We start from the raw sequence: 23,768 nt of genomic DNA on the forward strand, positions 1-23,768 counted from the left end.
GGGCATGGTTAACGAGCCCGCAACCCCCGAATCCGGAGTCGTCTCCGGCGCGTCCGACCGGCGCGAACGTACCCGAGCCGACGCCCTCGTCAGCCCGGTGACGCTCGGCGCCGGTCCCGCCGGGGGTGCGGGCGGTGCGGCCAAGCTGCATCCGTTCGGCGATCTCCACACGCTCCAGCATCTGTCGGCGCGCGCCGCGCGCGGGGTGCGCCAGACGTTCGAGGGCGTGTGGCGCACCGAAACGCGCGTCTGGGCCGAACCGCTGGAGGTGCTGCGCCTGGCCGACTATCGTCTGGCGCGCGGCGACCTGCTCACCGCATGGGTGCCGCTGTCGATGGACGGCCGCCCGCTGCTGTGCGTGATGGACGGTACGTTCATCTTCGAGCTGATCGACATGTTCTTCGGCGGGCGCGGCGACGTACCGCCGATCATCGCGCAGGAATTTACCCCCGCGGCCGACGCGCTGATGGCGCGGATCGCGCCGTCGCTGGCGCGCGCGCTGGAAACCGCGTGGGAACCGCTGGCCCCGGCACGGTTCGAGGCGGAGCGCTGCGAACTGGGCGCCGGCCTCACCTCCGCGATCGAGGCGGACGAGGTGGTGATCGCCACCCGCTTCGGGATCGCGCGCGGCGCCGGCAAGCCCGCGCTGCTCGACGTGCTGTACCCGGTCCAGACGCTCAAGCCGTACACCGTCGCGCTGACCGGGAAGGTCGTCGCCAAGCCGACCGGCGTCGATGCCGAATGGCAGACCGCGCTGACCCGCGCCGCGATGGCGGTGCGCGTGCCGGTCCGCTCGGTACTGGCCGAACCGACGATCTCGCTCGCGCGGCTGATGGACCTGAAACCCGGCGACGTCATCCCGATCAGCTTCGGCACCGACGTGCCCGTCCACATCGGCGGGATGCCGCTGGGGATGGGCACCGTCGGCACCTCCAACGGCCGCGCCGCCATCCGCATCACCAAGCTTGAAGGACCCGTGCAATGAACGACATGACCGGGGGGTTCCCCGTCGAATCCGCCGTGGCCGCCAACATGCGGCTGCTGCAGGACGTCGACGTCAAGCTGACGGTGGAGATCGGATCGACCACGCTGTCGCTGCGCGAGCTGCTGGCGCTGGGCGAGGCGAGCGTGATCGAGCTGGACCGCAAGGCGGGCGAGCTGCTGGACGTGCTGGTCAACGGCACGCTGATCGGCCGCGGCGAGGTGGTGACCGTCGGCGAGCGCTTCGGCGTGAAGATGACCGAGCTGGTCGCCCCCGAAAAGCGCGGCTGAGGCGCCCGTCCGATGATGTGGACCTATATCCTGAAGCTGATCGTGCTGTTGCCGCTGGTGTGCGGGCTGATGATCGGCTGCCTGTATCTTTGGCGCAAGCTGGAGACGCGGATGCCCGGTCGTACCGCGACGCGGATGATCGCGGTGCGCGAGACGATGATGATCTCCCCCGGCGTGCGCCTCGCGGTGCTCGATTTCGAGGGCAAGCGCCTGCTCGTCTCGGTCGCACGCACCGGCGTCACGCTGGTCGATACCTCGGCCACGCGCGTGCCGATCGGCGGCGACGCATGAGCACGGCTCCAATCACCGTCACCCGCACCGGCCGCGGCCCCGCGCTGATCGCGCCGGCGCGTCCGCGCGCCGCGGGCGGCTGGTGGCGGCTCGTCCTGGCGCTGGTCGCGATCGGCATCGCGCTGGCGGTCGCCATGCCCGCCTTCGCGCAGGGCGCCGCCCCGCCGCCGGGCGCGCCCGCCGCGCCCGCACCGGGCGTCGGCGATGCGATCGACCGCGCGCTGGGCCAGCTGTCGACCGGCGCGGCCAGCCCCGCCGGCACGCCGGGCAACGGCTCGCTGTCGCTGTCGCTGCAGGTGCTCATCATCATGGGCCTGCTCACGGTGCTGCCGGGCATCGTGCTGATGATGACCAGCTTCACGCGGATCATCATCGTCCTGTCGATCCTGCGCCAGGCGATGGGGTTGCAGCAGACGCCGCCCAACCAGGTGCTGATCGGCCTGTCGCTGTTCCTCAGCTTCTTCATCATGGCGCCCGCGATCAACCAGATCAACGCGACCGCGATCCAGCCCTATGCCGCGGGCCGGATCGGCGGCACCGATCTCATCAAGACCGCCGGCGCCCCGCTCCACGCCTTCATGGCGAAGCAGACGCGGGTGAAGGACGTGACGATGTTCGCGGACATGGCCAAGTCCGGCCCCTATGCCAGCCCCAACGATATCCCCTATTCGGTGCTGCTGCCGGCGTTCGTGACGTCGGAGCTGAAGACCGCGTTCCAGATCGGCTTCCTGATCTTTCTGCCGTTCATCGTCATCGACCTGGTCGTGGCGACGGTGCTGATGGCGCTGGGCATGGCGATGCTCAGCCCGACGATCATCTCGCTGCCGTTCAAGCTCCTGCTGTTCGTCCTTGTCGACGGCTGGGCGCTGACGATGGGCAGCCTCGCCAATTCCTTCGCCACCTGACGCCCCCCGGACAGGAACCGACGCCATGCATCCGCTGGTCGATGCCGACTATTTCCTCACCCTCGCCAACCAGACGATGTGGGTGCTGGCGCTCGCCGCCGCGCCGCTGCTGGTCCCCGCGCTGCTGTCCGGGCTGATCCTGGGGATGGTGCAGGCCGCCACCTCGATCAACGAACAATCGCTCAGCTTCATCCCGAAGCTGATCGTCGTGGCCGTGTCGATCATGGTGTTCGGCGCGATGATCCTGGGCCTGCTCAGCGATTTCACCGCCGAAATCTTCGCGCGCATCCCCGATCTGGTGCGGTAACGACCGATGACGGCGACCACCCACGGATCGCCCCGCCCCGCGCCCGCGTGGCGCGCGGCGCGCGCGCGGGCGCGGACCGCGTAATGCTCGGCTTCGGCCTCGCGATCGAGCCGCAGCTGTGGGCGCTGCTGTTCGTGATGGTGCGCGTCGGCGCCGCGTTCGTCGCCGCGCCGGTATTCGGCAACGTCTCCGTCCCGGTGCAGGTGCGCGTCGCGCTGTCGGGCGCGGTGGCGATCCTGGTGCTGGGGACGAACACGATTGCGGTGCCGCCGACGGTGTTCGCGCTGTCGACCTTCCTGTCGGTCGCCGCGGAGGCGCTGGTGGGACTGGCGCTCGGCTTCGTCGTGCAGATCGCCTTCGCCGCGCCGCTGGTCGCGGGCGAGATCATCGGCGGTTCGATGGGGATCGGCTTCGCCAGCATGATGGACCCCACCACGGGGCGTTCCAGCCCGGCGGTCAGCCAGTTCCTGTCGATCCTGCTCACCTTGCTGTTCCTGTCGCTCGACGGGCATCTGGTGCTGGTCGACATGGTCGCCAAAAGCTATCGCGCGCTGCCGCCCGGCGCGGCGTGGATGACCGCGGGGCAGATGCGCGACATCGCGCTGTTCGGCGGCTACGCCTTCCTGGCGGGGCTGCTGCTGGCGCTACCGGTCGGCTTCCTGCTGCTGTGCCAGAACATCGTCATGGGGATGCTATCGCGCTCCGCGCCGGCGCTCAACCTGTTCTCGGTCGGACTGCCCGCCAGCCTGGCGGTGGGGGTCATCACGCTCGGCATCGCGCTGCCCGCGATGGGCGATTACATGCAGGTGATCGTGCGCGAGGGGCTGGCCGCGGCGCAGAGCCTGGTGCTGCTGACGACGGGAGGCTTCTGACATGTCGGAGGAAGCCGCCGGCGACAAGACAGAAGCCCCAACCCAGAAGCGCAAGGACGACGCCCGCGACAAGGGCGATATCCTCAAGAGCCGCGAATTCGCCACCGCGCTCGTGGTGCTGGCGGGCACCGCGTGGATGATCTTCTTCGGCCCCGGGCTGATCGCGGCATGCCGCGCGGTGATGCGCGCGAGCTTCACCTTCGGGCGTACCGACGTGGAGGATTTCCAGCCGTTCCGCCCGCTGGTGGAGGCCGGATGGAAGGTCGCACCGCCGGTCGCGATCCTGTTCGCGATCACCATCGCCGCCGCGATCGTCAGCCAGGCGGGGCTGGGCAGCCTGCGCTTCAACGCCTCGCTGATGGCGCCCAAGCCGCAGCGCCTGAATCCGGCCAACGGGCTGAAGAAGATTTTCGGCCTGAACGGCTGGACCGAGCTGGGCAAGTCGCTGCTGAAGGTCGTGCTGCTGGGCGCGATCGGCGCGTGGATGCTGTGGAAGACCGCGCATTTCAGCTTCGGGCTGGCCGCCTCCAACCTGCCGGTCGCGCTCGCCTCGCTGGGGGAGACGCTGAACGGCATCATGCTGGCGATGGCCGCCGGGCTGGTCGGGATCGCCGCGCTCGACGTGCCGACCCAGATCCTCCAGCTGCTGCGCAAGCTGCGCATGACCAAGCAGGAGGTGAAGGACGAGAACAAGGAGAGCGAGGGCAACCCCGAGATGAAGGGCCACCTGCGCCAGAAGCAGCGCGAGGTGCTGTCGGGCGGGATGCGCAAGGCGATCGCGGAGGCGCATGTCGTGCTGACCAACCCGACGCATTTCGCGGTCGCGCTGCGCTACGATCGCGGGCGCGATCAGGTGCCGGTGGTGGTCGCCAAGGGCCGCGGCGCGACCGCGCTGGCGATCCGCGAGCGCGCGGGCGAGATCGGGCTCCAGATCCTCGAATATCCCGCGCTGGCGCGCGCCGTCTATTACACCAGCCGCGAAGGGCAGGAGATCCGCGACGACCTGTACCTGGCGGTCGCCACCGTGCTGGCGTTCGTCTTCGGCCTCAACGCGCAGGCCGGCGGCACGATGCCGGCGATCGACGTTCCCCCCACCGCCCGGTTCGACGAAAATGGCGTCCAGCAGGCATAAAGCCCGCCGCCGTCCGGTCGTTTAGAAAGGACGATCATGGCTACCGTCAGCAGCACCAGCAGCAGCTCGTCCACGAGCACCACGTCCGCCGCGACGACGGCCAAGACGTCGGCGGCGGCGCTGGCCAGCAAGACCGCCAAGTCGCTGCTCGATTCGCTCAACGGCAGCGACAATATCGATACCGGCGCGCTGGTCGGCCAGCTGGTCGATGCGCAGTTCGCGACCCGCAAGGCGCAGCTGGCGGCCAAGAGCGATCAGCTGACCGCGCAGATTTCCGGCGTGTCGACGATCAAGGACACGATCGCCACCTTCACCAAGGCGGTGAAGTCGCTGGCCGACGGCGGCACACTGACGTCGCAGCCGGTCAGCAGCAACGCCGCGGCGATCACCGGCACGACGATATCGGGCGCGTCGATCGCGGACCTCAACACCACCATCAAGGTGACCGCGCTCGCCACCGCGCAGGTCAGCACTAGCGCTAAGGTGACGTCGCCGGGCACCGCGACCTTCGGCACCGGCACGCTGACGCTGAAGCTAGGCACCGCCACCTACGGCAGCGACGGCCAGATGACCGGCTTCACCACCGGGACCAACGCCGACAATTCGGCCAAGTCGTTCGACATCGCGATCGATTCCAGCAACAACACGCTGTCGGGGATCGCCGCAGCGATCAACGCGAAGAAGACCGGCGTCACCGCATCGGTGCTGACCGATGCCGACGGATCGGCGTTCCTGTCGCTGAAGGGCGCGACCGGCACGCAATCGGCGTTCCAGCTGACCGCGGACGATCCGGCCAGCGACCTGGGCAAGTTCGACGTCCGCGCGCGCGGGTCCGGCGATCCGGCCACGCTGCCCACCAAGCTGACCGGACAGGCCGCCAATGCGGTGCTGGACGTCGATGGCGCCCGCGTCGAGCGCGCCTCGAACGAGGTGACCGATCTGGTCGCGGGGGTGAAGCTGTCGCTGACCGGCACCGGCACCGCGACGCTGACCGCCAAGCGCCCCACCGCGCAGCTGACCGACGCGGTCAAGGCGTTCGTGGAAACCTATAATCAGGTGCTGGCGGTCGTGAAGGAACAGACCGACCCGATCAACGGCAAGCTGCGCGGCGATACGGCGGCGCGCGCGCTCCAGCGCACGCTCCAGTCGCTTTCCAGCACCTCGCTGCTGCCCAATGCCGCCAGCGGCACGCCCTCCTCGCTCGCCGCGATCGGGGTCCGCACGCTCAAGGACGGCACGCTGGAGGTCGACGACAAGGCGCTGTCCGCCGCGATGACGCGCTCGCCCGACGCGATCGAGGCGATGTTCGCCTACAGCCCGGTCAGCAAGACCGGCCTGTACCAGGTGATGCAGTCGATCCAGCTCAACAGCAGCAGCTCACTGTACGGGCTGGGCGCCTCGACCAACGCCTATCGCGAGGCGCAGGCCGATCTGACCAAGCGGCAGTCGACGCTGGACGATCAGGTGACCCGCACGACCGATCGCATGACGCAGCAATTCTCCAGCATGGGCGCGCGCGTCAACGCCTACAAGACGACGCAATCCTTCATGGATCAGCAGATCAAGACCTGGACGAAGGGCTGACATGGCATACGCATCCGCCCTGTTGCGCGATCCGGCGCGCACCTATCGCGACATCGACCTGGCCGGGCGCACCGCCGCGGCCGATGGACCGGCGCTGGTGCAGCTGCTGTACGAGGAACTGATGCAGGCGCTGCGCGTCGCCGCCTGGGCCGCCGACCGCGACCAATATACCACCAAGAGCGAGCGCGTGACCCGCGCCACCGCGATCCTGTTCGCGCTGGAGGCGAACCTCGATTTCGAGCGCGGCGGCGCGGTGTCGCAGGCGCTGGCGCGCTTCTACGCCGGCTGCCGCAAGCAGGTGGTGGAAGCCGCGATCGGATCGAATGGCGACCGCTTCCGCGCGGTCGCCGCCGAGTTGGAGGAGATCGCCGGCGCGTGGCGACAGGCACGCGCCGCCTGAGCGGTTATCGTCCGGTCGACCGATCCAAGGCCGTCATCCCAGCGCAGGCTGGGATCTCCCGGCGACGGCAGCGGGCAGGAGCTGCCGGATCCCCAGCCTGCGCTGGGCCGACGGTTTCGATCAGGTGGGTCGAACGCACGATACGCGCTGACGCGCCCCCGCGCGCCTACCCGCGAAACCAGTGCCGCCGCAGGAAATAGATCGTCACCCCCGCCGCCACCGCGGCGCATATCCCCATCACCGCGTCAAACGCCCATGGCTGATCGGCATAGGGCAGCCCCTTCACGTTCATCCCGTACAGGCCGGTGATGAACGTCAGCGGCAGGAACACCATCGCGACGATCGCGATCACCAGGCTGCGCTGATCGAGCTGTTCGGCGCGCAGGTCGGTCAGCGCCTCGTGCATCAGCGCGGCCCGCTCGCGGATCGCCTCCACCTCCTCGGCCATGCGCGCCGCGCGGTCGGCGGCGGCGGCCAGATGCGCGCGGTCGTCGTCGGCCAGCCAGTCGCCCGGCAGCGCCGCCAGCCGTTCCAGCGCGGTCCGCTGCGGGTTCAGGAACCGGCGATAGGTGATCGATTCCGACCGCACCTTCGTCACCCCGCGGCGCAGTTCGAACACGCGATCGGTGCGCAGGCCCTGTTCGCAATCGTCCAGCCAGTCGCCCAGGTCGGCGACGACCGGGTCGAGATCCTCGGTGATCGCGGTGGCGAAGGCGGCGATCAGGTCGCCGGGATCGCGCAATTCGCCCGCCTTCACCGCCGCGACGACGTCTCCCATGGCGACCAGGTGCTTGCGCGTCACCGACACCACGCGGCCCTTGGCGGCCCAGATGCGGATCGACGCCAGCACGTCGGACGATCCGACATCCTCGTCGGTGCGCCCGCGCAGGTTCACGAACGCGCTGTCGCCCATCTTCTCGCAGCGCGGGCGCGTCTCCCCGGCGGTTAGCGCGTCGACGACATAGGCGGGCAGTTGCGCCTCGTCGCGCAGCCACGTCTGCGCATGGTCGGTGTTGGTGGTCAGGTGCACCCAGACGAACGGCGCCCCGCACGTCAGCGCGCCAGCGACCGGCACCTGCTCCGCGCGGCCCTCCGCCGTGATCCGCCAAGCATAGCCGCTCATCGCATCATCGCCACATCGACCACCCGTTCCCCCGACGCCGCCGTCGCCGGGGGCGCGTCGGTCGCTTCGCGCGCGGCATCGGCGCGCGCGCGGTCCAGGATCGCGCGCGGCACGTCGGCGCGGTGCGTGACCCGGTCCGCCCCCGCCAGCCAGCGCGCGTGGCGCAGCGTCAGGTCGTCGGGATCGCGCGACGCCAGCACGATCCGCCGCACCGCCCCCGCGCCATCGTCGCCGGTCAGCGCCGCCAGCACCTCCACGTCGCCGTGATCGTCGAGCGGATCGAGCGCGCCGCCCGGCGCCAGTGCCGCCGCTATCGCCCGCCGCCGCGCCGCGCCGTCGGGGAACCGCGCGCGCAGTCCCCCCCGCGCCGCATACAGCCCGCGCGCCAGCTGCCCCAGCGACGCGGGCAGCAGCCCCTCCAGCCGCTGGCGCAGCGCCGCCGCCAGCCCGGCGGACACGCCCCCGGTGCCTATCGCGATCAGCACCGGGTCGCGATCGACGATCGCTGGCAGCGTGAAATCGCACAATTCGGGGCGGTCGACCGCATTGACCAGCACCCCGCGCGCCTTGAGCCGCGCGACCGCCGCCTCGTCGTCCGCGACGATCGCCAGCACCGCCGCGGCCTCGTCCTCGCCGACGATCCTCGCGCCGGCGCGCTCCAGCAACCGGCGCTTGGCGGCCGCCGCCTCGCCCTCCCCTACCAGGATGACGGCGCGCCCGGCCAGCCGCACGAATAGCGGCAGGCTGTTGAGCGGGGCGGGCGCGCTCACGCCGTTACAGCCACTCGGGAACGCGCTCGGCCGCCAGGATCGTCTCGGCCGCGATCCGGTCGGCGACCACGGCATAACGATCGCCATCGACCAGCACCTCGGGCACCAGCGCGCGGCTGTTGTACGTCGATGCCATCGTCGCGCCATAGGCGCCGGCGGTGCGGAACACCGCCAGATCGCCCTTCGCCACCCGGTCCACCTCGCGCGCCATCGCGAAGGTGTCGCCGGTCTCGCACACCGGGCCGGCGATGTTCGCGGTCATCCGCGCGCCATCGGGGGTCACCGCCGCGAAATCGTGCCATGCGTCGTACAGCGCCGGACGCGCCAGATCGTTCATCGCCGCATCGACGATGACATAGGGGTGGACGACACCGGGCTTGACCCAGATCACCCTGGTCAGCAGCACGCCGGCATTGCCCGCGATCGCGCGCCCCGGCTCGAACATCAGCCGGACGTCCCAGCCCTTCGTCGCGCGCTCCACCATCGCGCCGTAATCGGCCAGCGTCGGGGGTACGTCGCCCGCCTTGTACGCCACGCCCACACCGCCGCCCAGGTCGACGCGCGCGATCCGGTGGCCCGCCGCGCGCAGCTCGTCGACCAGCCGCTTGACCCGCGCATAGGCGGCCTCCAGCGGCGCCAGGTCCATCAGCTGGCTGCCGATGTGGATCGCCACGCCTTCCAGCGACAGGCCGGGCAAGCCCGCCAGCCGCGCGAAGATCGCCGGCGCCTGGTCGATCGGCACGCCGAACTTGTTCTCCTTGCGCCCGGTCGAAATCTTGGCGTGGGTGCCGGCATCGACGTCGGGGTTGACGCGCAGCACCGCGGTCGCGGTCAGCCCGCGTTCCGCCGCCAGCCGCGCCAAGACGACGCCTTCCTCCTCCAGCTCCAGGTTGAACTGGCCGATCCCGGCCTCCAGCCCGCGGACCAGCTCCTCCTCGGTCTTGCCGACGCCCGAAAAGACGATGCCGTCGGCGGGCATCCCGGCCGCCAGCGCGCGCGCCATCTCGCCGCCGGACACCACGTCCGCGCCATAGCCTTCATGGGCCAGCACCCGCAGCACCGCCAGGTTCGGATTGGCCTTGATCGCATAGGCCAGGTGCGTGTCGGCGATCCCCGACAGGCCGTCGCGGAATTCCCGCGCGCGCTGCCGGAACGCGGCGGCGGAATAGACGTAGACGGGGGTGCCCACCTCGGCGGCGATCCGCGCCATCGGCACGCCTTCGCACCACAGCGCGCCGTCCTGGTAATGAAAATGATCCATGGTCGTCCGTATCGGGTCAGCTCGGGGGCAGGTCGAACGCGTCGTTCTGCCGTTCGTGCGAGCGGGTCATGATCTCGCTGTTGCGCTGCGGGCGTTCCTGCACCGACGGGGTCAGGAGGTCCGCGACGGTCGGCGTCGCAGGGGCGCCATACGGCGCTGCGGGCAATTGCTCACCCGCGGCCGGTTTCAGCGCCTGCGTCGATCCGCACGCCGCGAGCGGCAGCGCGGCCAGCAACAGGGACCAGCGTGCGCGCGTCATGTGCGCGCCTCGCGCGCGGCGCGGATCGCGGCGCGGACATTGTCGGGGGCGGTCCCGCCGAAGCTCCGCCGGCTCGCCACCGAGGCATCGACCGACAGCACGCCATACACCGCATCGGTGATCCGCGCGTCGATCGCCTGCAGGTCCGCCAGCGGCACCGCGTCCAGCGTGCAGCCCAGCGCCTCGGCCCGCGCGACCGCGCGACCGGTGATGTGGTGCGCCTCGCGGAACGGCACGTTCGCCTCGCGCACCAGCCAGTCGGCCAGGTCGGTGGCGGTGGCATAGCCGCTTTCGGCGAGGCCGCGCATGCGGTCGGTGCGGAAGGTCGCGCTTTCGATCATGCCGGTCATCGCCGCGATCGAGATCGCCAGCAGGTCATGGCATTCGAACACCGGCGGCTTGTCGTCCTGCATGTCCTTCGAATAGGCCAGCGGCAGCCCCTTCATCGTCACCATCAGGCTGACGAGGCAGCCGGAAATGCGCCCCGCATGGCCGCGCACCAGCTCGGCGGCATCGGGGTTGCGCTTCTGCGGCATGATCGAGCTGCCGGTCGACCATTGGTCGGACAGCGCGACGAAGCCGAACGGCTGCGACGCCCACAGCACGAATTCCTCCGCCAGCCGGCTGAGGTGGAGCGAGCATTGCACCGCCGCCATCAGGTAATCGAGCGCGAAGTCGCGGTCGCTGACCGAATCGAGGCTGTTGCGCGTTGGCCCGTCGAACCCCAGCGCCGCGGCGGTCGCGTGGCGATCGATCGGAAAGCCGGTGCCCGCCAGCGCCGCCGATCCCAGCGGGCACAGGTTGCCGCGCGCGCGATTGTCGCGGAACCGGCTGATGTCGCGCGACACCATCTCGTGATAGGCCATCAGGTGATGGCCCAGCGTCACTGGCTGCGCCGATTGCAGGTGGGTGAAGCCGGGCATCACGCTGCCGGCATGGTCCTCGGCGCGCGCCAGCAGCGCATCGTCCAGCGCGGCCAGCGCGGCCAGCACCTGGTCGGTCGCGTCGCGCACCCACAGGCGAAAATCGGTCGCGACCTGGTCGTTGCGGCTGCGCGCGGTGTGCAGCCGCCCGGCGGCGGGACCGATCGCGTCGGACAGCCGCGCCTCGGTCAGCATATGGATGTCCTCCATCGCCAGGTCGTCGGGCACTCCGTCCGCGGCATAGCCGGCCGCGACCTCTTCCAGCCCGGCGTCGATCGCGGCGACGTCATCGGCGGCGACGATCCCCTGCGCGCCCAGCATCGCGACATGCGCGCGGCTGCCCGCGACGTCCTGCCGCCACATCCGCTTGTCGAAGGGAATCGACGCGTTTATCTCACGCATCACGGCCGCCGGTCCTTCGGCGAACCGCCCGCCCCACATCTGGTTGGAACCGCTCATGGCCTCCCGCGTCGCGATCGTCTGTCTCCTGGGGGTCGCCGTCGCGACCGCGGCCTGCGATAGGGCGTCACCGGGCAACGGGCAAGCACAGGCGGACACCGCCGCCACGACGGCGGCCAGCCCGGACGAGGCCGCCCCCGCCAATGCCGGCGCCAGGAACGACAAGGTCGACCGCAGCCACAAGGGCGAGGGCGCGCCCGATGTCGCCTTCGCCGCGCCGGGCGGGAAGGAAGGTCCCGTGACGCTCGCCGCGTTCAAGGGCAAGCCGGTGCTGGTCAACCTGTGGGCGACGTGGTGCGCGCCGTGCGTCAAGGAAATGCCGACGCTCGACGCCGCCGCCGCGACGCTGGGCGATCGCGTGCCCGTGCTGGCGATCAGCCAGGACATGGACCCGGCCAAGGCGATCGCCTTCCTCGACCAGCGCAAATTCGCGCACCTGCGCCCCTATCTCGACGCCAAGCTGGGGCTGAGCCTCGCCTATGGCACCAACCTGCCGACGACGATCCTGTACGGCGCGGACGGCAAGGAAATCTGGCGCGTCACCGGCGACCTCGACTGGACCGGCGAGGAGGCGAAGGCGCTGCTCGCCGAGGCACGCTGACGCCCGTACCGACCCCCGCGCACGGCGACCTGCTCGTCGCCCGCGTGTTCCGGCGCAGGCCGGGCCGGTGGCGGTCACGCGCAACGGCCGTGCCGCGCGCCACCCCGTGTTACGGCGAACGCCGGAACCCAGGGCCACGCACGCATCGTGCGCGGTTACCGCGTCCCCTCATCCGCCGCGCGGCGGCGTTCGTCGTCGCGTGCACGTCCCCGCTCGCGCAGGTCGGCGCCGGCATCCTCCAGCGCGGCGCCCGCGTGGTCGCGCGCCGTGTCGACATGGCCGCGAATGTCGCGTTGCAGGTCGTCCGACGCGCGGTCCAGCCGGTCCGCGGCGCGGTCGAGCGAGCGCGCCGCCGCGCCGTCCAGCTGGTTGGCGACCGTGCCGGTCAGCGCATCGACGCTGTCGACGACATTGCTGGTCGCGGCATGGACATCCGCAGCGATCGCATTGCCGGTACGTTCGGCATGATCCTCCACGCGGTCGCCGCACCCCGCCAGCGACAGCGCGGCGGCGGTGGCAACGGACAGGATGGCGAACGGCTTGACGGTCATCATGGCATCTCCTTTGCCGATGCCCAATCCGCGACGCCGGCGTTTCGTTGCGCCCGCGTCCCGCCAGCCGCCTAGCCGGTCGCCTGGATCACGTCGTCCAGCCGCGCGCGCAGCATCCGCGGCGCACACGGCTTGGCGCACACCAGCGCGCCGGGGTAGCGGTCCTCCAGCCCCTGCCGGTCGGCATGGCCGGAATGGAAGATGATCGGCACCCCCGCCTTGGCCAGCCGGTCGGCGGCCGGGAACACCTCGCCGTCGCGCAGCCGCACGTCCAGGATCGCGCACAGGTAGAAGCCCGGCGGCTGGCGCTCCATCGCGTCCAGCGCCTCGGCCAGCGAGCTGTACGGCCCGTCGACCGACAGGCCGGCGTCCTCGACCGTCATCTGCACGTCCAGCGCAACGAACAGTTCGTCCTCGACCAGCAATACCGGCTTAGCCATGCGCCAGCACCGACCCCGGCAGCCGCAGCGCCAGCGTGAAGCGGCCCTCGTCGGCCGCGCGCGTCACCGTCGCGCCCAGCTGGCGTGCGGAGGTGTCGACCAGCAACGTGCCGAAGCCGCGCACGTCGCCGGCGCGGTCGTCGTCGGATGCCGCGCCGCCAACCCCGCCGCGCTCCACCCAGTCCAGCACCACACCGTCCCCATCACGCCGCCATGTCACGTCCAGCCTGCCCTCGCTTCCTTCCGCCAGCGCCCCGTATTTCACCGAATTGGTCGCCCACTCGTGCAGCATCAGCGCGAGCGAGGAAAGGCAGCTGCGGTCGATCCGAACGTCCGGGCCGGCCACAACGATCCCGGCGTGATCGCGATAGGGCGCGATCGTCGCGGCGACGAGATCGGCGAGCGCGATCGCCTGCTGCTCGCCGGTGGGGGAAGCGAGCGCATGCGCGCGCCCCAGCGCGGCGATCCGTTCGCGCATGTCGTCGGCGAAGGTGCGCACGTCGTCATGGCTGCGCGCCGCGGTGCTCACCATCCCGCCGATGATCGCGAACAGGTTCTTCACGCGATGGTTCATCTCGCGCAGCATCAGCTCGCGGGTTTCGGCGACCGCATATTCGGGGGTCACGTCGATCGACACACCCACCATCCGGCGCGGGCTGGCACCCGCGATGGTGCGCCCGAATCCCTTGATCCAGCGGGTGTCGCCGGTCGGGGTCAGGACGCGGAAGCTCGCCTCGAAATCGGCCTCGCCGCGCTCGGCGATGCGCAACGCATCCTCCACGCGGGGGCGGTCCTCGGGGTCGATCCGCGCCATCAGCCCGTCGATCGCCATCCCCGGCACGCCCTCCACCCCGAACAGCGCCTGTTCCGCGCCGTCCAGCACCGTCTCGCCGGTATCCGGGCAATATTCCCACACGCCGATCCCGCCGGCGCGGATCGCCAGCCCCAGCCGCTCGCGCTCGTCGGCCAGCTGGCGTTCCAGCGCCAGCGCATCGGTGATGTCGGTCAGCACCAGCGTCGCGCCATCGATCCGGCCGTTCTGCAAGCGGTAGGGCAGCGTGCGCAGCGCGAAGGTGCGGGCGCCGTCGCGACTGGTGACGCGCCGCTGCGTCGCGGGCGCGCCCGCAGCGACCGCGCGCGCGTCGGCGACGTAGTCGGCATCGTCCAGCCCGCTCGCCACATCGGTCAGCGGGCGTCCGCGATCGACCGGCTGGAGCGGGAAGATCGTGGTCGCGGCGGCGGTATAGTTGCGGATGCGCAGATCGGCATCGACCACCACCACCGCCAGATCGGTCGATTCGAAGAAATTGCGCAGGTCGGCATTGGCGACGGTCAGCTGGTCGACCTTGGTCTTCAACTCGTCGTTGACGGTCGACAGCTCTTCGTTGGTCGATTGAAGCTCCTCGTTCATCGACATCATTTCTTCGTTGGAGCTCTTCAGTTCCTCGTTCGCGGTCTCCAGTTCCTCCACCGCGGAACGCAGCCGGTGGCGCGTCAGCCGCAGTTCGTCCTCCAGCGCCTCCAGATGGTCGTCGCCCTCCGCCAGGTCGACCGCGTCGGGATCGTCGGCGGGGCGGAACGGGCCGGCATCGCGGAACACGAACAGCAAGGTGCCGTCGCCCAGCGGGTCGCACACCACCTCCACCGGCTGGATGCCGAATTCGTTCGCCACCTCGACGTCGCGGGCCACCACCTGCCGGCGCCCGTCGCGCGCCTGCCGCAGCAGCGGGCCGATGACGTCGCGCAGGCCAGGCCGCGCCAGCGTGATCGCACTCGATCCGCCGGTGCGCGATACGGGGAAGTCGAAATAGCGGCTCAGCCGCCCGTGCGCCGCCAGGATCGCGCCGTCCTGGTCCAGCACCATGCTGGGCGGGGCGTAACGATCGACCAGCCGGCGCATCGCGGCCTGATCCTCGGCCAGCGTGCCCGCGCCGTCGCGCCCCGCCCGGTCGCGGCGCGGCGCGGCCTGGCGCAGCCCGCCGGGCAGGTCGATCGGATAGGCCGGGGCGCCCGGCGACCGGGTGAACAGCCGCGCATGGCGATCGATCGCGGGGAACAGATGCTCGAACCGCCCGACGCTTTCGGACGGCCCAAGGAACAGGAAGCCGCCGGGCCGGATTGCATAATGCAGCAGCGGCAGCACCGTCTGCTGCAACCGGTCATCGAAATAAATCAGCAGGTTGCGGCACGACACCAGGTCGACGCGCGAAAACGGCGGATCCTTGACCAGGCTATGGTTGGAGAAGCGGATGAGGTCGCGGATCGCGGTCGTCATCGTGAACCGCTCGCCATGCGGCACGGTATAGCGTTCGCGCAACGCCGCCGGAATGTCCGCCAGCGCCGCGACCGGATAGGTGCCCTCCCGCGCGATCGCCAGCATCTGTTCGTCGATGTCGGTGGCGAAGATCTGCACCGCCGCCGGCTCCCCCGCCTCGCGCGCGGCCTCGGCGAACAGCATCGCGATCGTGTACGCTTCCTCCCCGCTCGAACAACCGGGAATCCAAACGCGCACGTCCTCGCCCGGGTCCCGCCCCGCCAGCAGCGGCGCGATCGCCTCGGCGCGCAGCAGCTCGAACAAAGCGGCGTCGCGGAAGAAGCGCGTGACATTGATCAGCAGGTCGCGGAACAGCGCCTCGCATTCGTCGGCGTCGCTACGAATCCGCGCCAGATAGCCGCGCCCGCTGTCGATCCCTAGGACGTGCATCCGCCGCTCGACCCGGCGGATCAGCGTCGAGCGCTTGTAGCCCGAGAAGTCGTGCCCGACCGCCTGGCGCAGCACGCGGCACAGGTCGTCGACATGGTCGGCGACCACGGTCGCCTCGCTTTCCAGCGGATCGCCCGCGCGCCGCGCGAAGAAGCTGGACAGGCATGCGATGATCTCGCCGGGCGGGCGCACGTAATCGACCAGCCCGGTGCCGACCGCCGACAGCGGCATCCCGTCGTAACGCGCGGTGTCCGGCTGCTGGACGACGCACACACCGCCGTTTTCCTTCACCGCGCGCAGGCCCGTGGTGCCGTCCGCGCCGGTGCCCGACAGGATCACGCACGCCGCATCCGCCTGCCGGTCGACCGCCAGCGACTGGAAGAAATCGTCGATCGGCCGGCGCAGCCCGCGCGGCTGCGCAAAATCGGTCAGTTCCAGCACGCCGTCGCGAATCGCCAGCCCGTGGCCGGGCGGATGATATAGACGCGGTCCGGCTCCAGCCGCTCGCCGCCCTCGCACTGCAACACCTCCAGCGCGGTATGCCGGTCGAGCAGCTGCGCCAGCATGCTTTCGTGATTGGGGTCCAGATGCTGGACGATCACGAACGCCATGCCGGTGGACGTGCGCACCGGCGACAGCATGTCGCGCAGCGCCTCCAGCCCCCCCGCCGACGCGCCGATGCCGACGACGGGGAACGCGGCCTTGCCGGGCATGTCCGTCTCTCCGCCGGGTCGCTCCTGCGTGTCGCCGCTCACGGGAAGCGGACGTCGTCGAGCTCGGCCAGCGTCAACTTGGCCTGTGCGATGGTCGCGGCGGTATTGCCGATCGTCATCAGCGATCCTTCCAGCACCATCCCCGCCTCGGCGACCAAAGGGGTCAGCCGCGACAGCGTCATCCCCAGTTCGCGGTCGTAATCGGCCAGCAGTTCGGGCTGCGCATGGCTGACGTCGAATTGCGAGGCGAAGATGAACGGGATCGCGCCGTCGCCCGTGCGCAGTTTCGACATGTAGAGCAGGTTCACGAACGGCCGGCCGTCCTTGCGGAAATTGACGATCGACGTGCGCACGTTGACGTGCCGGTCGCTGCCCAGGAATTCGTGGATCCGCTCGCGCGCCTCCACATTGGGCGCGTCGCGCTGCAACAGGCGGCAGTTCTGCCCCACCACCTCCGCCGCGCTATAGCCGGTCAGCGCCTCGAACGGCGCATTGACCGTCAGCAGCGCATGATCGTCGGTCACGCCGGCGATCGCCAGCGCGATCCGCGACTGGCGGCAATAGTCCGACAGATGATGGGGAATAATCTGGTTCACACTCACGCCCTTAACGTGGACTAATCGCGAGCGCGAGAACAGTTCCCGCCGATCGACGCCCGCGATCACAACGAGCGGGGCGAAGCCGCGTTCAGCGGAGGAAGGGATGGATGCCCGACAAGGATTCGAACCTTGATTGACGGAGTCAGAGTCCGCTCTCTTACCATTAGAGGATCGGGCAACGAGGCGGCGCGTCTAGCGGCTGCGACCGCGCCGGTCAACCCCCACTGCCCCTTCCCGGTCCGCGTGCCTTGCCGCGCGGCAGGCGAGCGTGTAGCCTGATGGTCAAGCACCGGCCGGCAGCGCGTGCATTCCGTTGCGCGACGCCGGCACGGCAGACAGAAGAAAGTGGACGGCAATGGTGGACGTCACCGCCCAATTGCCGCGCCGGCAGGGACAGCGCCCTGCCCGTTCGGCCCCCCATTCGCCGTCGCCCGCGCGCGGCGGCCCGCGGCATTATGCCGCGCTCGACCTTGGCACCAACAATTGCCGGCTGCTGATCGCGCGCCCGCAGGGAGACGGCTTTGCGGTCGTCGACGCCTTTTCGCGGATCGTGCGGCTCGGCGAAGGGCTGTCGGCGAACGGCGCGCTGTCCGATGCGGCGATCGAACGGACGATCGCGGCGCTGCGCGTGTGCGCGGACAAGCTGAAGCGCCGCAACGTCCGCCTCGCGCGGTCGGTCGCGACCGAGGCGTGCCGCCGCGCCACCAACGGCGCGGCGTTCATCGCGCGGGTGCTGGACGAAACCGGCATCCATCTCGACATCATCTCGGCGGAGGAGGAGGCGCGGCTGGCGGTGCTCGGCTGCCACGCGCTGCTCGAACCCGGGACCGGCCCCGCGCTGGTGTTCGACATCGGCGGCGGCTCGACCGAACTGGTGCTGGTCGATGCCGACACCACCGTGCCGCGCGTGCGCGACTGGCATTCGGCGCCCTGGGGGGTCGTGTCGCTGACCGAGAGCGCGGGCGGCGGCGGGTCGGCGGAGGAACGCGCCGCCGCCTATCGCCGGATGCGCGCGCTCGTCACCGAAAGCTTCGCGCCGTTCGCCGCGCGGCTGCCGCGCCCCGCGGTGACCCCGCGGCTGCTGGGCACCAGCGGCACGGTGACGACGCTGGCCAGCGTGCATCTGGGGCTGGAGCGCTATGACCGCGCGCAGGTCGACGGGCTGATCGCGCCCGCCGCGGCGATGCGCGCGATCAGCCAGGAACTGGCGGGCATGTCGCTGACCGAACGCGCGCAATTGCCGTGCATCGGGCGCGAGCGTGCCGACCTGGTCGTCGCGGGCTGCGCTATCCTGGAGGGGATATTGGACCTATGGCCCGCGCAGCGGCTGGGCGTCGCCGATCGCGGCATCCGCGAGGGCATCCTGCGCCGGCTGATGGAAACCGGAGCGTAAGGGCGGATCATGCGGGGAACCGGAGCGGGGCGCCAGCGCGTCAAGACCGCGCGCAAGCGCAGCGCGCAATCGACCCGCTGGCTCGCGCGCCAGCTCAACGATCCGTACGTCCACCGCGCGAAGGCGGAGGGCTATCGCAGCCGCGCGGCATTCAAGCTGATCGAACTGGACGAACGCTTCGGCCTTCTGAAGGGCGTGAAACGCGTCGTCGACCTGGGGATCGCGCCTGGTGGGTGGAGCCAGGTGGTGCGCCGCCAGGCGCCCGGTGCCGCGATCGTCGGCATCGACCTGCTGCCGGTCGATCCGATCGACGGCGTCACCATCTTCGAGATGGATTTCATGGCCGACAAAGCGCCCGGCGTGCTGATGGAGGCGCTGGGCGGCGCGCCCGATCTGGTCATGTCGGACATGGCCGCCAACACCGTCGGCCATCCGCAGACCGACGCGCTGCGCACCATGGCGCTGGTCGAAACCGCGCTCGCCTTCGCGATCGACGTGCTGCGCCCCGGCGGCACCTTCGTGTCGAAGGTGTTCGCCGGCGGCGCCGATGCCGCGCTGGTGGCGGAGATGAAGCGCAACTTCACCACCGTCAAACACGCCAAGCCGCCGTCGAGCCGCAAGGGATCGGTGGAATGGTTCGTCGTGGCGCAGGGGTTCAAGGGGCGCGCGGTGCCGACGGACGACGGGGCGGCGGAATAGGGTCACGGCGGGCGGAGTGAGGGGCTTCTCACCCGTTCGCCCGCCGGTCCGTTCACCGCCCCCTTCCGTTCGCCCTAAGGAGCCGTTGAGCCTGTCGAAACGGCGTCTCGAAGGGTGGTGAGGCTACCGCACGTGCCTCGAGACGAGGCTTCGACACGCTCAGCCGCTCCTCGGCACGAACGGTTGCCCCCTTCCCGTCATGCCGGACCTGTTCCGGCATCCACCGCGCCGCATCCTCGCGATCGGTCGATCTCGCGGAACGCTGGACCCCGGAACACGCCCGGGGTGACGATTCCTGCGTGTTGGGCGGTGCGCGCTTCGCCATGGCGACGGATGGACATCCCCTCAGCATAACGAAACGGGCGCCGGTGTTGCCACCGACGCCCGATCGTCTTTAGCGATGTACCGCCGGCTTACGCCGCCTGGGGCAGCGCCGCCTTGGCCTGCGCGATGATCGCGGAGAAGGCCTCGCCCTCGTGCATCGCGATATCGGCCAGCACCTTGCGGTCCAGCTCCACGCCGGCCAGCTTCAGGCCGTGCATGAACTGGCTGTAGGTCAGCCCTTCGGCGCGGACGCCGGCGTTGATGCGCTGGATCCACAGGCCGCGGAAGGTGCGCTTCTTCACCTTGCGGTCGCGATAGGCGTACTGGCCGGCCTTCTCGACCGCCTGACGGGCGACGCGGATCGTGTTCTTGCGACGACCGCGATAGCCCTTGGCCTGTTCCAGGATGTTCTTGTGCTTGGCGCGAGTGGTTACGCCCCGCTTGACGCGTGCCATATCTTATTCCTCCTCGTCGCTCAGTTCAGGCCGTACGGCGCCCAGGCCTTCACCGTCGCGGTGTCGGCCTTCGACAGCACCGTGGTGCCGCGGTTCTGGCGGATGTACTTGCCGTTATGGCTGATGAGGCGGTGGCGCTTGCCGGCGACGCCGTGCTTGAGCTTGCCGGTGGCGGTGAGCTTGAAGCGCTTCTTGACGCCGCTCTTGGTCTTGAGCTTGGGCATTTTGGTCCTTTCGTTAAGAGCGCTGAGGCTGGACGGCCGCGGCAGCCCTTGATGGCCGGGCCGTCGTCAAGCACCTGTCGCTCGAGAAGCGGGCCGCCTAGCCGAACGCGTCGCGAAAAGCAACCTTCGGGAACCGCCGGCACGGCGCGGCGATTGTGCCGCCATGGCAACGACCGCTCCCGCCCCAGCTGCGTCCGCCGAACCGCCGACCCGCGCGCGCCGCATCGCACGGGTGGCGGCGCGCGTCGCGCTGGGCGTGCTGGCGCTGCTGTTCGCGATCTGGCTGGTGCTGTTCGTCACCAAGGGCCGCTTCCTGAAACATCCTTTCGAATCGGTCGCCGGTCGCCTGACGAACCGCACCGTTACCGTCGGCGGCGATTTCCGGCTCTATTTCTCGCCGCTGCGCCTCACTTTCTATGCCGAGAAGCTGTCGGTATCGAACCCGGGCTGGGCGACGCGCCCGTACCTGTTCACCGCCGAGCGGATCGATTCGCGGATCGCGCCGCTGTCGCTGCTGTTCGGCAAGCGGCGGTTCCACTGGCTGGACCTGACGCGCGGCGCGGTCGATCTGGAATGGAACGCCGCGCACGATCGCAACACCTGGACGTTCAGCGAGAAGAAGGGCTCGGGCAAGCCGCTCGACCTGCCGCGGATCGATCGCGCGACGATCGCCGGGACGAGCGTGCGCTATCGCGATCCTCGCATGAAGCTGACGACGCAACTGGCGCTCGACACGATCCGCTCCACCGACGCGCGGATCGGGCAGGCGGTCGGCGTTAACGGATCCGGGGTGCTGCGCGACACGCCGTTCACGCTCGCCGCGCGACTGCTGTCGCCCGATGCCACCGTCGCGCGCGGCAAGAACGAATTGGTGATGCGCGCCCGCGCGGCCGGCAACGTCATCGACGTCACCGGCACCCTGCCCAGCCTGGCGCAGGTGGAGGGCGTGCCGCTGGCGGTGCGTGCGCGCGGGCGCAACCTGGCGGCGCTGCTGGGGATCATCGACGTCGCCATCCCCAATACGCGCACCTATCGCCTGCGCGCGCAATTGGTGCAGCAGGGGCAGGAATATCGCTTCACGCGGATGGCCGGGACGTTCGGCGACAGCGACCTGGCCGGGCGGCTGACCGTCACCAACGGCGATCGCCTGCACCTCGATTCGCGACTGGAGACGAAGCGGCTCGATATCGTCGATGCCGCGCCGTTCATCGGCTACAATCCCGATATCGTCGCGACGAAGGGCGCGGTCGCCGCCGCCGCCGCGACCGGTGCCGCGCCCGCGCGGCTGCTGCCCGATGCCGAGCTGCCGGTCGCGACGATGCAGCGGTTCGACGCCGACCTCATCTGGCATATCGCCACGGTCCGCTCGCGCCGGGTGCCGGTGTCCGATGTCGATCTGACGCTGAAGCTGGCGGACGGACGGCTGGCGCTGTCACCGCTCACCTTCGCGATGGCGCGCGGCAATGTCGCGTCGGACCTCGTCTTCGACACGCGCCAGCGTCCCAGCGCGATCCGCTACGACATCCGCCTGGCGCCCACCCCGCTCGGCCGGCTGCTGGCGGGCTATGGCGTGGCGGAGGCGGGGACGACGGGGACGATCGGCGGGCGCATCCAGCTGGCCGGGCGCGGCGATTCGCTCCACGATTCGCTCGCCACCGCCAACGGCCGCATCGCCTTCGTCATTCCCGCCGGCACGCTGTGGACCCGCAACGTCCAGCTGGCGGAACTGGATATCGGCACCTTCGTCCAGAAGATGTTCGCCGATCAGCTGAAGGAGCCGGTGCGGATCAACTGCGGCCTCATCGCCTTCACCGTGCGCGGCGGGCTGGCGGCGGCGGACCCGATCCTGATCGACACGACCAAGAACGTCATCCTCGGCCGCGGCGGGTTCAGCTTCCGCAGCGAGGGCGTGGACATCGCGGTGCGCGCCGATGCGAAGAAGTTCAGCCTGTTTTCCGGCCAGTCGCCGGTCGGGATCACCGGCACCTTCGCGCAGCCGGGGCTAACCGTCATCACGCCGCAGCTGCTGGCTCGCGCCGGCGCCGGGCTGGGGCTGGCGGTGGTGGCGACGCCGGTCGCCGGCATCCTCGCCTTCGTCGATCCGGGCGATGCCAAGGCGGCGCAATGCGGCCCGGTGCTGTCCGGGCGCACCGCCGCGGCACAGCGCACCGACAAGGGCGAACCGCGCACCGACGTGGGCGACGGGCGATCAGCGACCCCCGACCAGCAGCCGGCGAAGCGCAAGAAGTTCCTGGGCATCTTCTAGGCCGCCGCCGTTGCCGCCCCGCCGCGCACGCCGTACAAGGCGCCGCGATGCCCGTCGTGCCGATCCTCCTGTCCGCGCTGGCGATGGCCGCGATCGTCGCGGTGCGCTATCTGCTGGCCAGCGGCGGGTTCGCGCTGGCGACGCGGCTGCGCCACCGTGGCCTCTACACCGGGCTGGACCCGCAGATCCGGCGGGAGATCGCGTGGAGCCTCGCCTCCGCCGCGATCTACGGCCTGCCCGCCGGGGTCATCGCCTGGGGCTGGCAGAACCGCGGCTGGACGCGAATCTATTCCGACATCCACGCCTTCCCCCTGTGGTACTGGCCGCTGTCGGTGCTGCTGTACCTGATCGCGCACGACACCTGGTTCTACTGGACGCACCGCTGGATGCACCGCCCGCGCGTGTTCCGCGTCGCGCATGCCGTCCACCACGCCAGCCGCCCGCCCACCGCCTGGGCGGCGATGGCGTTCCACCCGGTCGAGGCGCTGACCGGGGCTGTGGCCATTCCGCTACTGGTGTTCGTGATTCCGATCCATGTCGGCGCACTCGCATTGGTGCTGACGATGATGACCGTTATGGGGGTGACCAACCATATGGGGTGGGAGGTTTTCCCGCGGTTCATGTGGGGGGGGATAATGGGGCGCTGGCTGATCACCGCCAGCCACCATCAGCGGCATCATGAGCGGTACGGGTGCAATTATGGACTGTATTTCCGGTTCTGGGACCGCCTGTGCGGCACCGACGAGGGGTTGGGGGATTTCGCGCGCGCGCATGCGCAGGCTGGCCGTCGCGGGGGCGATGGCGGTCGGCGCGATGCCGCTGGTGGGGGCGGCGCCGGTCGGGGCGCTTGACGTCGCGCTTGACCATCTGCGCTCGGCGAAGGGGTCGATCCGCGTCTGCCTGACCGCGGACCCGGACAATTTCCCCAATTGCATCGACGATCGTCACGCGGTCACCCGCTCGATCCCCGCCGATCAGCACAGCTTCCGCTTCGGCGCGCTGCCGCGCGGCGATTATGCGATCGCGGTGATCCATGACGAAAACAACAACGCGAAGCTCGATACGTTCGCGGGCATTCCGAAGGAAGGGTTCGGCTTTTCGCGCAACCCGCCGATCCGCTTCGGCCCGCCGCGCTTCACCGCGGCGCGCTTCACGCTCGACAGTGATGCCGAAATGCAACAGGTGACGATGCGCTACATCCTGTAGCGCGGCGACACGGAACCGGAATTCTTTCTCCTTTG

The 23,768-nt window shown here is 70.1% G+C and carries 26 protein-coding genes, 1 tRNA gene and 1 pseudogene; 15 read left to right on the plus strand and 13 right to left on the minus strand.

Annotation, left to right across the window (positions count from 1 at the left end; genetic code table 11):
- Positions 1 to 4: 4 nt before the first annotated feature.
- From COA17_RS08605 to COA17_RS08645, 9 genes are all read left to right on the plus strand, one after another.
- Positions 5 to 985 (plus strand): flagellar motor switch protein FliM, encoded by a 981-nt coding sequence (locus tag COA17_RS08605; RefSeq protein ID WP_096611758.1) that lies wholly within the window; start codon positions 5 to 7, stop codon positions 983 to 985.
- The gene (gene fliN, locus COA17_RS08610; protein WP_066486961.1) at positions 982 to 1,272 is read left to right on the plus strand and encodes a flagellar motor switch protein FliN; all 291 of its coding nucleotides are present in this window, start codon (positions 982 to 984) and stop codon (positions 1,270 to 1,272) included. Before COA17_RS08605 ends, fliN begins: the two co-directional genes overlap by 4 nt.
- Before the next feature lie 12 nt (positions 1,273 to 1,284).
- Complete coding sequence (locus COA17_RS08615) at positions 1,285 to 1,563, plus strand: flagellar biosynthetic protein FliO (RefSeq protein ID WP_066486962.1); 279 nt, start codon at positions 1,285 to 1,287, stop codon at positions 1,561 to 1,563.
- Positions 1,560 to 2,468: a flagellar type III secretion system pore protein FliP gene (gene fliP / locus COA17_RS08620; RefSeq protein WP_096611760.1), complete on the plus strand. Its 909-nt coding sequence runs from the start codon at positions 1,560 to 1,562 to the stop codon at positions 2,466 to 2,468. The genes COA17_RS08615 and fliP overlap by 4 nt, the downstream gene beginning before the upstream one ends.
- Before the next feature lie 25 nt (positions 2,469 to 2,493).
- Entirely contained in the window at positions 2,494 to 2,775 is a 282-nt protein-coding gene (locus tag COA17_RS08625) for a flagellar biosynthetic protein FliQ (RefSeq protein WP_082740678.1), read from the plus strand.
- Between the two features lie 83 nt (positions 2,776 to 2,858).
- Positions 2,859 to 3,647: a flagellar biosynthetic protein FliR gene (gene fliR / locus COA17_RS08630; RefSeq protein ID WP_066486999.1), complete on the plus strand. Its 789-nt coding sequence runs from the start codon at positions 2,859 to 2,861 to the stop codon at positions 3,645 to 3,647.
- A 1-nt stretch (position 3,648) separates the two neighbouring features.
- Positions 3,649 to 4,779: an EscU/YscU/HrcU family type III secretion system export apparatus switch protein gene (locus COA17_RS08635; RefSeq protein WP_096611762.1), complete on the plus strand. Its 1,131-nt coding sequence runs from the start codon at positions 3,649 to 3,651 to the stop codon at positions 4,777 to 4,779.
- 36 nt (positions 4,780 to 4,815) lie between these two features.
- Complete coding sequence (gene fliD / locus COA17_RS08640; protein ID WP_096611764.1) at positions 4,816 to 6,363, plus strand: flagellar filament capping protein FliD; 1,548 nt, start codon at positions 4,816 to 4,818, stop codon at positions 6,361 to 6,363.
- Between the two features lies 1 nt (position 6,364).
- Entirely contained in the window at positions 6,365 to 6,763 is a 399-nt protein-coding gene (locus tag COA17_RS08645; protein ID WP_066486978.1) for a flagellar export chaperone FliS, read from the plus strand.
- Positions 6,764 to 6,929: 166 nt separating this feature from the next.
- Here COA17_RS08645 and COA17_RS08650 read toward each other — a convergent pair whose 3' ends face one another.
- Genes COA17_RS08650 through argH form a run of 5 tightly spaced genes read right to left on the minus strand, consistent with a single transcriptional unit; the run spans position 6,930 to position 11,540 of the window.
- Positions 6,930 to 7,886: a CorA family divalent cation transporter gene (locus COA17_RS08650; RefSeq protein ID WP_096611766.1), complete on the minus strand. Its 957-nt coding sequence runs from the start codon at positions 7,884 to 7,886 to the stop codon at positions 6,930 to 6,932.
- Positions 7,883 to 8,656, minus strand: coding sequence for a precorrin-2 dehydrogenase/sirohydrochlorin ferrochelatase family protein (locus COA17_RS08655; RefSeq protein WP_245857583.1), 774 nt, complete (start codon positions 8,654 to 8,656; stop codon positions 7,883 to 7,885). Before COA17_RS08655 ends, COA17_RS08650 begins: the two co-directional genes overlap by 4 nt.
- Before the next feature lie 4 nt (positions 8,657 to 8,660).
- Entirely contained in the window at positions 8,661 to 9,917 is a 1,257-nt protein-coding gene (lysA, locus tag COA17_RS08660; RefSeq protein WP_066486990.1) for a diaminopimelate decarboxylase, read from the minus strand.
- A gap of 16 nt (positions 9,918 to 9,933) precedes the next feature.
- The gene (locus COA17_RS08665) at positions 9,934 to 10,176 is read right to left on the minus strand and encodes a hypothetical protein (RefSeq protein ID WP_066486993.1); all 243 of its coding nucleotides are present in this window, start codon (positions 10,174 to 10,176) and stop codon (positions 9,934 to 9,936) included.
- The gene (argH, locus tag COA17_RS08670) at positions 10,173 to 11,540 is read right to left on the minus strand and encodes an argininosuccinate lyase (RefSeq protein WP_096612220.1); all 1,368 of its coding nucleotides are present in this window, start codon (positions 11,538 to 11,540) and stop codon (positions 10,173 to 10,175) included. Before argH ends, COA17_RS08665 begins: the two co-directional genes overlap by 4 nt.
- Positions 11,541 to 11,556: 16 nt before the next feature.
- On the opposite strand from argH, the gene COA17_RS08675 reads away from it, so the two are divergent.
- Entirely contained in the window at positions 11,557 to 12,159 is a 603-nt protein-coding gene (locus tag COA17_RS08675) for a TlpA family protein disulfide reductase (protein ID WP_096611770.1), read from the plus strand.
- Positions 12,160 to 12,314: 155 nt separating this feature from the next.
- Here COA17_RS08675 and COA17_RS08680 read toward each other — a convergent pair whose 3' ends face one another.
- The 6 genes and pseudogenes from COA17_RS08680 to COA17_RS08700 form a co-directional block, all read right to left on the minus strand.
- On the minus strand, positions 12,315 to 12,713 hold the full coding sequence (locus COA17_RS08680; protein ID WP_096611772.1) for a hypothetical protein: 399 nt from the start codon (positions 12,711 to 12,713) through the stop codon (positions 12,315 to 12,317).
- Positions 12,714 to 12,781: 68 nt separating this feature from the next.
- Positions 12,782 to 13,150, minus strand: coding sequence for a response regulator (locus COA17_RS08685; RefSeq protein ID WP_066489368.1), 369 nt, complete (start codon positions 13,148 to 13,150; stop codon positions 12,782 to 12,784).
- A complete protein-coding gene (locus COA17_RS08690) occupies positions 13,143 to 16,085 on the minus strand; it encodes a CheR family methyltransferase (RefSeq protein ID WP_425442702.1) in 2,943 nt (980 codons plus the stop codon). The genes COA17_RS08685 and COA17_RS08690 overlap by 8 nt, the downstream gene beginning before the upstream one ends.
- Positions 16,080 to 16,567 (minus strand): annotated as a pseudogene (locus tag COA17_RS20140) (chemotaxis protein CheB); the annotation flags it as partial. The pseudogene COA17_RS20140 and the gene COA17_RS08690, both read right to left, overlap by 6 nt.
- 38 nt (positions 16,568 to 16,605) lie before the next feature.
- On the minus strand, positions 16,606 to 17,163 hold the full coding sequence (locus COA17_RS08695; RefSeq protein WP_066489366.1) for a PAS domain-containing protein: 558 nt from the start codon (positions 17,161 to 17,163) through the stop codon (positions 16,606 to 16,608).
- 107 nt (positions 17,164 to 17,270) lie between these two features.
- Positions 17,271 to 17,344, minus strand: a tRNA-Gln gene (locus COA17_RS08700).
- A 177-nt stretch (positions 17,345 to 17,521) separates the two neighbouring features.
- Between COA17_RS08700 and COA17_RS08705 the strand changes: the two genes are divergently transcribed.
- Positions 17,522 to 18,559 carry a Ppx/GppA phosphatase family protein gene (locus COA17_RS08705; RefSeq protein WP_176484847.1) on the plus strand — a complete coding sequence of 346 codons (1,038 nt, stop codon included), beginning with the start codon at positions 17,522 to 17,524 and terminating at the stop codon, positions 18,557 to 18,559.
- A 9-nt stretch (positions 18,560 to 18,568) separates the two neighbouring features.
- Complete coding sequence (locus COA17_RS08710; RefSeq protein ID WP_096611774.1) at positions 18,569 to 19,258, plus strand: RlmE family RNA methyltransferase; 690 nt, start codon at positions 18,569 to 18,571, stop codon at positions 19,256 to 19,258.
- Between the two features lie 413 nt (positions 19,259 to 19,671).
- Here the strand turns inward: COA17_RS08710 and rplT are convergent, their stop codons facing one another.
- Both rplT and rpmI read right to left on the minus strand, forming a co-directional pair.
- Positions 19,672 to 20,037: a 50S ribosomal protein L20 gene (gene rplT / locus COA17_RS08715; RefSeq protein WP_022687966.1), complete on the minus strand. Its 366-nt coding sequence runs from the start codon at positions 20,035 to 20,037 to the stop codon at positions 19,672 to 19,674.
- 20 nt (positions 20,038 to 20,057) lie between these two features.
- Positions 20,058 to 20,261 (minus strand): 50S ribosomal protein L35, encoded by a 204-nt coding sequence (gene rpmI, locus COA17_RS08720; RefSeq protein ID WP_066489358.1) that lies wholly within the window; start codon positions 20,259 to 20,261, stop codon positions 20,058 to 20,060.
- Between the two features lie 163 nt (positions 20,262 to 20,424).
- On the opposite strand from rpmI, the gene COA17_RS08725 reads away from it, so the two are divergent.
- From COA17_RS08725 to COA17_RS08735, 3 genes are read left to right on the plus strand one after another with little or no spacing between them, the layout of a single operon-like run.
- Positions 20,425 to 22,527: an AsmA family protein gene (locus COA17_RS08725; RefSeq protein WP_096611776.1), complete on the plus strand. Its 2,103-nt coding sequence runs from the start codon at positions 20,425 to 20,427 to the stop codon at positions 22,525 to 22,527.
- 47 nt (positions 22,528 to 22,574) lie between these two features.
- Entirely contained in the window at positions 22,575 to 23,378 is an 804-nt protein-coding gene (locus COA17_RS08730; RefSeq protein ID WP_096611778.1) for a sterol desaturase family protein, read from the plus strand.
- Positions 23,299 to 23,733 (plus strand): DUF2141 domain-containing protein, encoded by a 435-nt coding sequence (locus COA17_RS08735; RefSeq protein WP_082740430.1) that lies wholly within the window; start codon positions 23,299 to 23,301, stop codon positions 23,731 to 23,733. Before COA17_RS08730 ends, COA17_RS08735 begins: the two co-directional genes overlap by 80 nt.
- The last annotated feature ends 35 nt before the right edge of the window (positions 23,734 to 23,768 follow it).

The organism is Sphingomonas ginsenosidimutans, assembly GCF_002374835.1.
Taxonomy (GTDB): domain Bacteria; phylum Pseudomonadota; class Alphaproteobacteria; order Sphingomonadales; family Sphingomonadaceae; genus Sphingomonas; species Sphingomonas ginsenosidimutans.

Coding starts and splice junctions, on each gene's coding strand:
- COA17_RS08635 (WP_096611762.1), top strand. CDS start 3,649: ATGTCGGAGGAAGCCGCCGGCGACAAGACAGAAGCCCCAACCCAGAAG.
- COA17_RS08690 (WP_425442702.1), bottom strand. CDS start 16,085: ATGCCGCTGTCGGCGGTCGGCACCGGGCTGGTCGATTACGTGCGCCCG.
- COA17_RS08625 (WP_082740678.1), top strand. CDS start 2,494: ATGCATCCGCTGGTCGATGCCGACTATTTCCTCACCCTCGCCAACCAG.
- fliD (WP_096611764.1), top strand. CDS start 4,816: ATGGCTACCGTCAGCAGCACCAGCAGCAGCTCGTCCACGAGCACCACG.
- COA17_RS08675 (WP_096611770.1), top strand. CDS start 11,557: ATGGCCTCCCGCGTCGCGATCGTCTGTCTCCTGGGGGTCGCCGTCGCG.
- COA17_RS08730 (WP_096611778.1), top strand. CDS start 22,575: ATGCCCGTCGTGCCGATCCTCCTGTCCGCGCTGGCGATGGCCGCGATC.
- fliN (WP_066486961.1), top strand. CDS start 982: ATGAACGACATGACCGGGGGGTTCCCCGTCGAATCCGCCGTGGCCGCC.
- rpmI (WP_066489358.1), bottom strand. CDS start 20,261: ATGCCCAAGCTCAAGACCAAGAGCGGCGTCAAGAAGCGCTTCAAGCTC.
- fliP (WP_096611760.1), top strand. CDS start 1,560: ATGAGCACGGCTCCAATCACCGTCACCCGCACCGGCCGCGGCCCCGCG.
- COA17_RS08685 (WP_066489368.1), bottom strand. CDS start 13,150: ATGGCTAAGCCGGTATTGCTGGTCGAGGACGAACTGTTCGTTGCGCTG.
- COA17_RS08645 (WP_066486978.1), top strand. CDS start 6,365: ATGGCATACGCATCCGCCCTGTTGCGCGATCCGGCGCGCACCTATCGC.
- COA17_RS08710 (WP_096611774.1), top strand. CDS start 18,569: ATGCGGGGAACCGGAGCGGGGCGCCAGCGCGTCAAGACCGCGCGCAAG.
- COA17_RS08735 (WP_082740430.1), top strand. CDS start 23,299: ATGCGCAGGCTGGCCGTCGCGGGGGCGATGGCGGTCGGCGCGATGCCG.
- COA17_RS08605 (WP_096611758.1), top strand. CDS start 5: ATGGTTAACGAGCCCGCAACCCCCGAATCCGGAGTCGTCTCCGGCGCG.
- COA17_RS08680 (WP_096611772.1), bottom strand. CDS start 12,713: ATGATGACCGTCAAGCCGTTCGCCATCCTGTCCGTTGCCACCGCCGCC.
- COA17_RS08665 (WP_066486993.1), bottom strand. CDS start 10,176: ATGACGCGCGCACGCTGGTCCCTGTTGCTGGCCGCGCTGCCGCTCGCG.
- fliR (WP_066486999.1), top strand. CDS start 2,859: ATGCTCGGCTTCGGCCTCGCGATCGAGCCGCAGCTGTGGGCGCTGCTG.
- COA17_RS08725 (WP_096611776.1), top strand. CDS start 20,425: ATGGCAACGACCGCTCCCGCCCCAGCTGCGTCCGCCGAACCGCCGACC.
- argH (WP_096612220.1), bottom strand. CDS start 11,540: ATGTGGGGCGGGCGGTTCGCCGAAGGACCGGCGGCCGTGATGCGTGAG.
- COA17_RS08615 (WP_066486962.1), top strand. CDS start 1,285: ATGATGTGGACCTATATCCTGAAGCTGATCGTGCTGTTGCCGCTGGTG.
- lysA (WP_066486990.1), bottom strand. CDS start 9,917: ATGGATCATTTTCATTACCAGGACGGCGCGCTGTGGTGCGAAGGCGTG.
- rplT (WP_022687966.1), bottom strand. CDS start 20,037: ATGGCACGCGTCAAGCGGGGCGTAACCACTCGCGCCAAGCACAAGAAC.
- COA17_RS08705 (WP_176484847.1), top strand. CDS start 17,522: ATGGTGGACGTCACCGCCCAATTGCCGCGCCGGCAGGGACAGCGCCCT.
- COA17_RS08650 (WP_096611766.1), bottom strand. CDS start 7,886: ATGAGCGGCTATGCTTGGCGGATCACGGCGGAGGGCCGCGCGGAGCAG.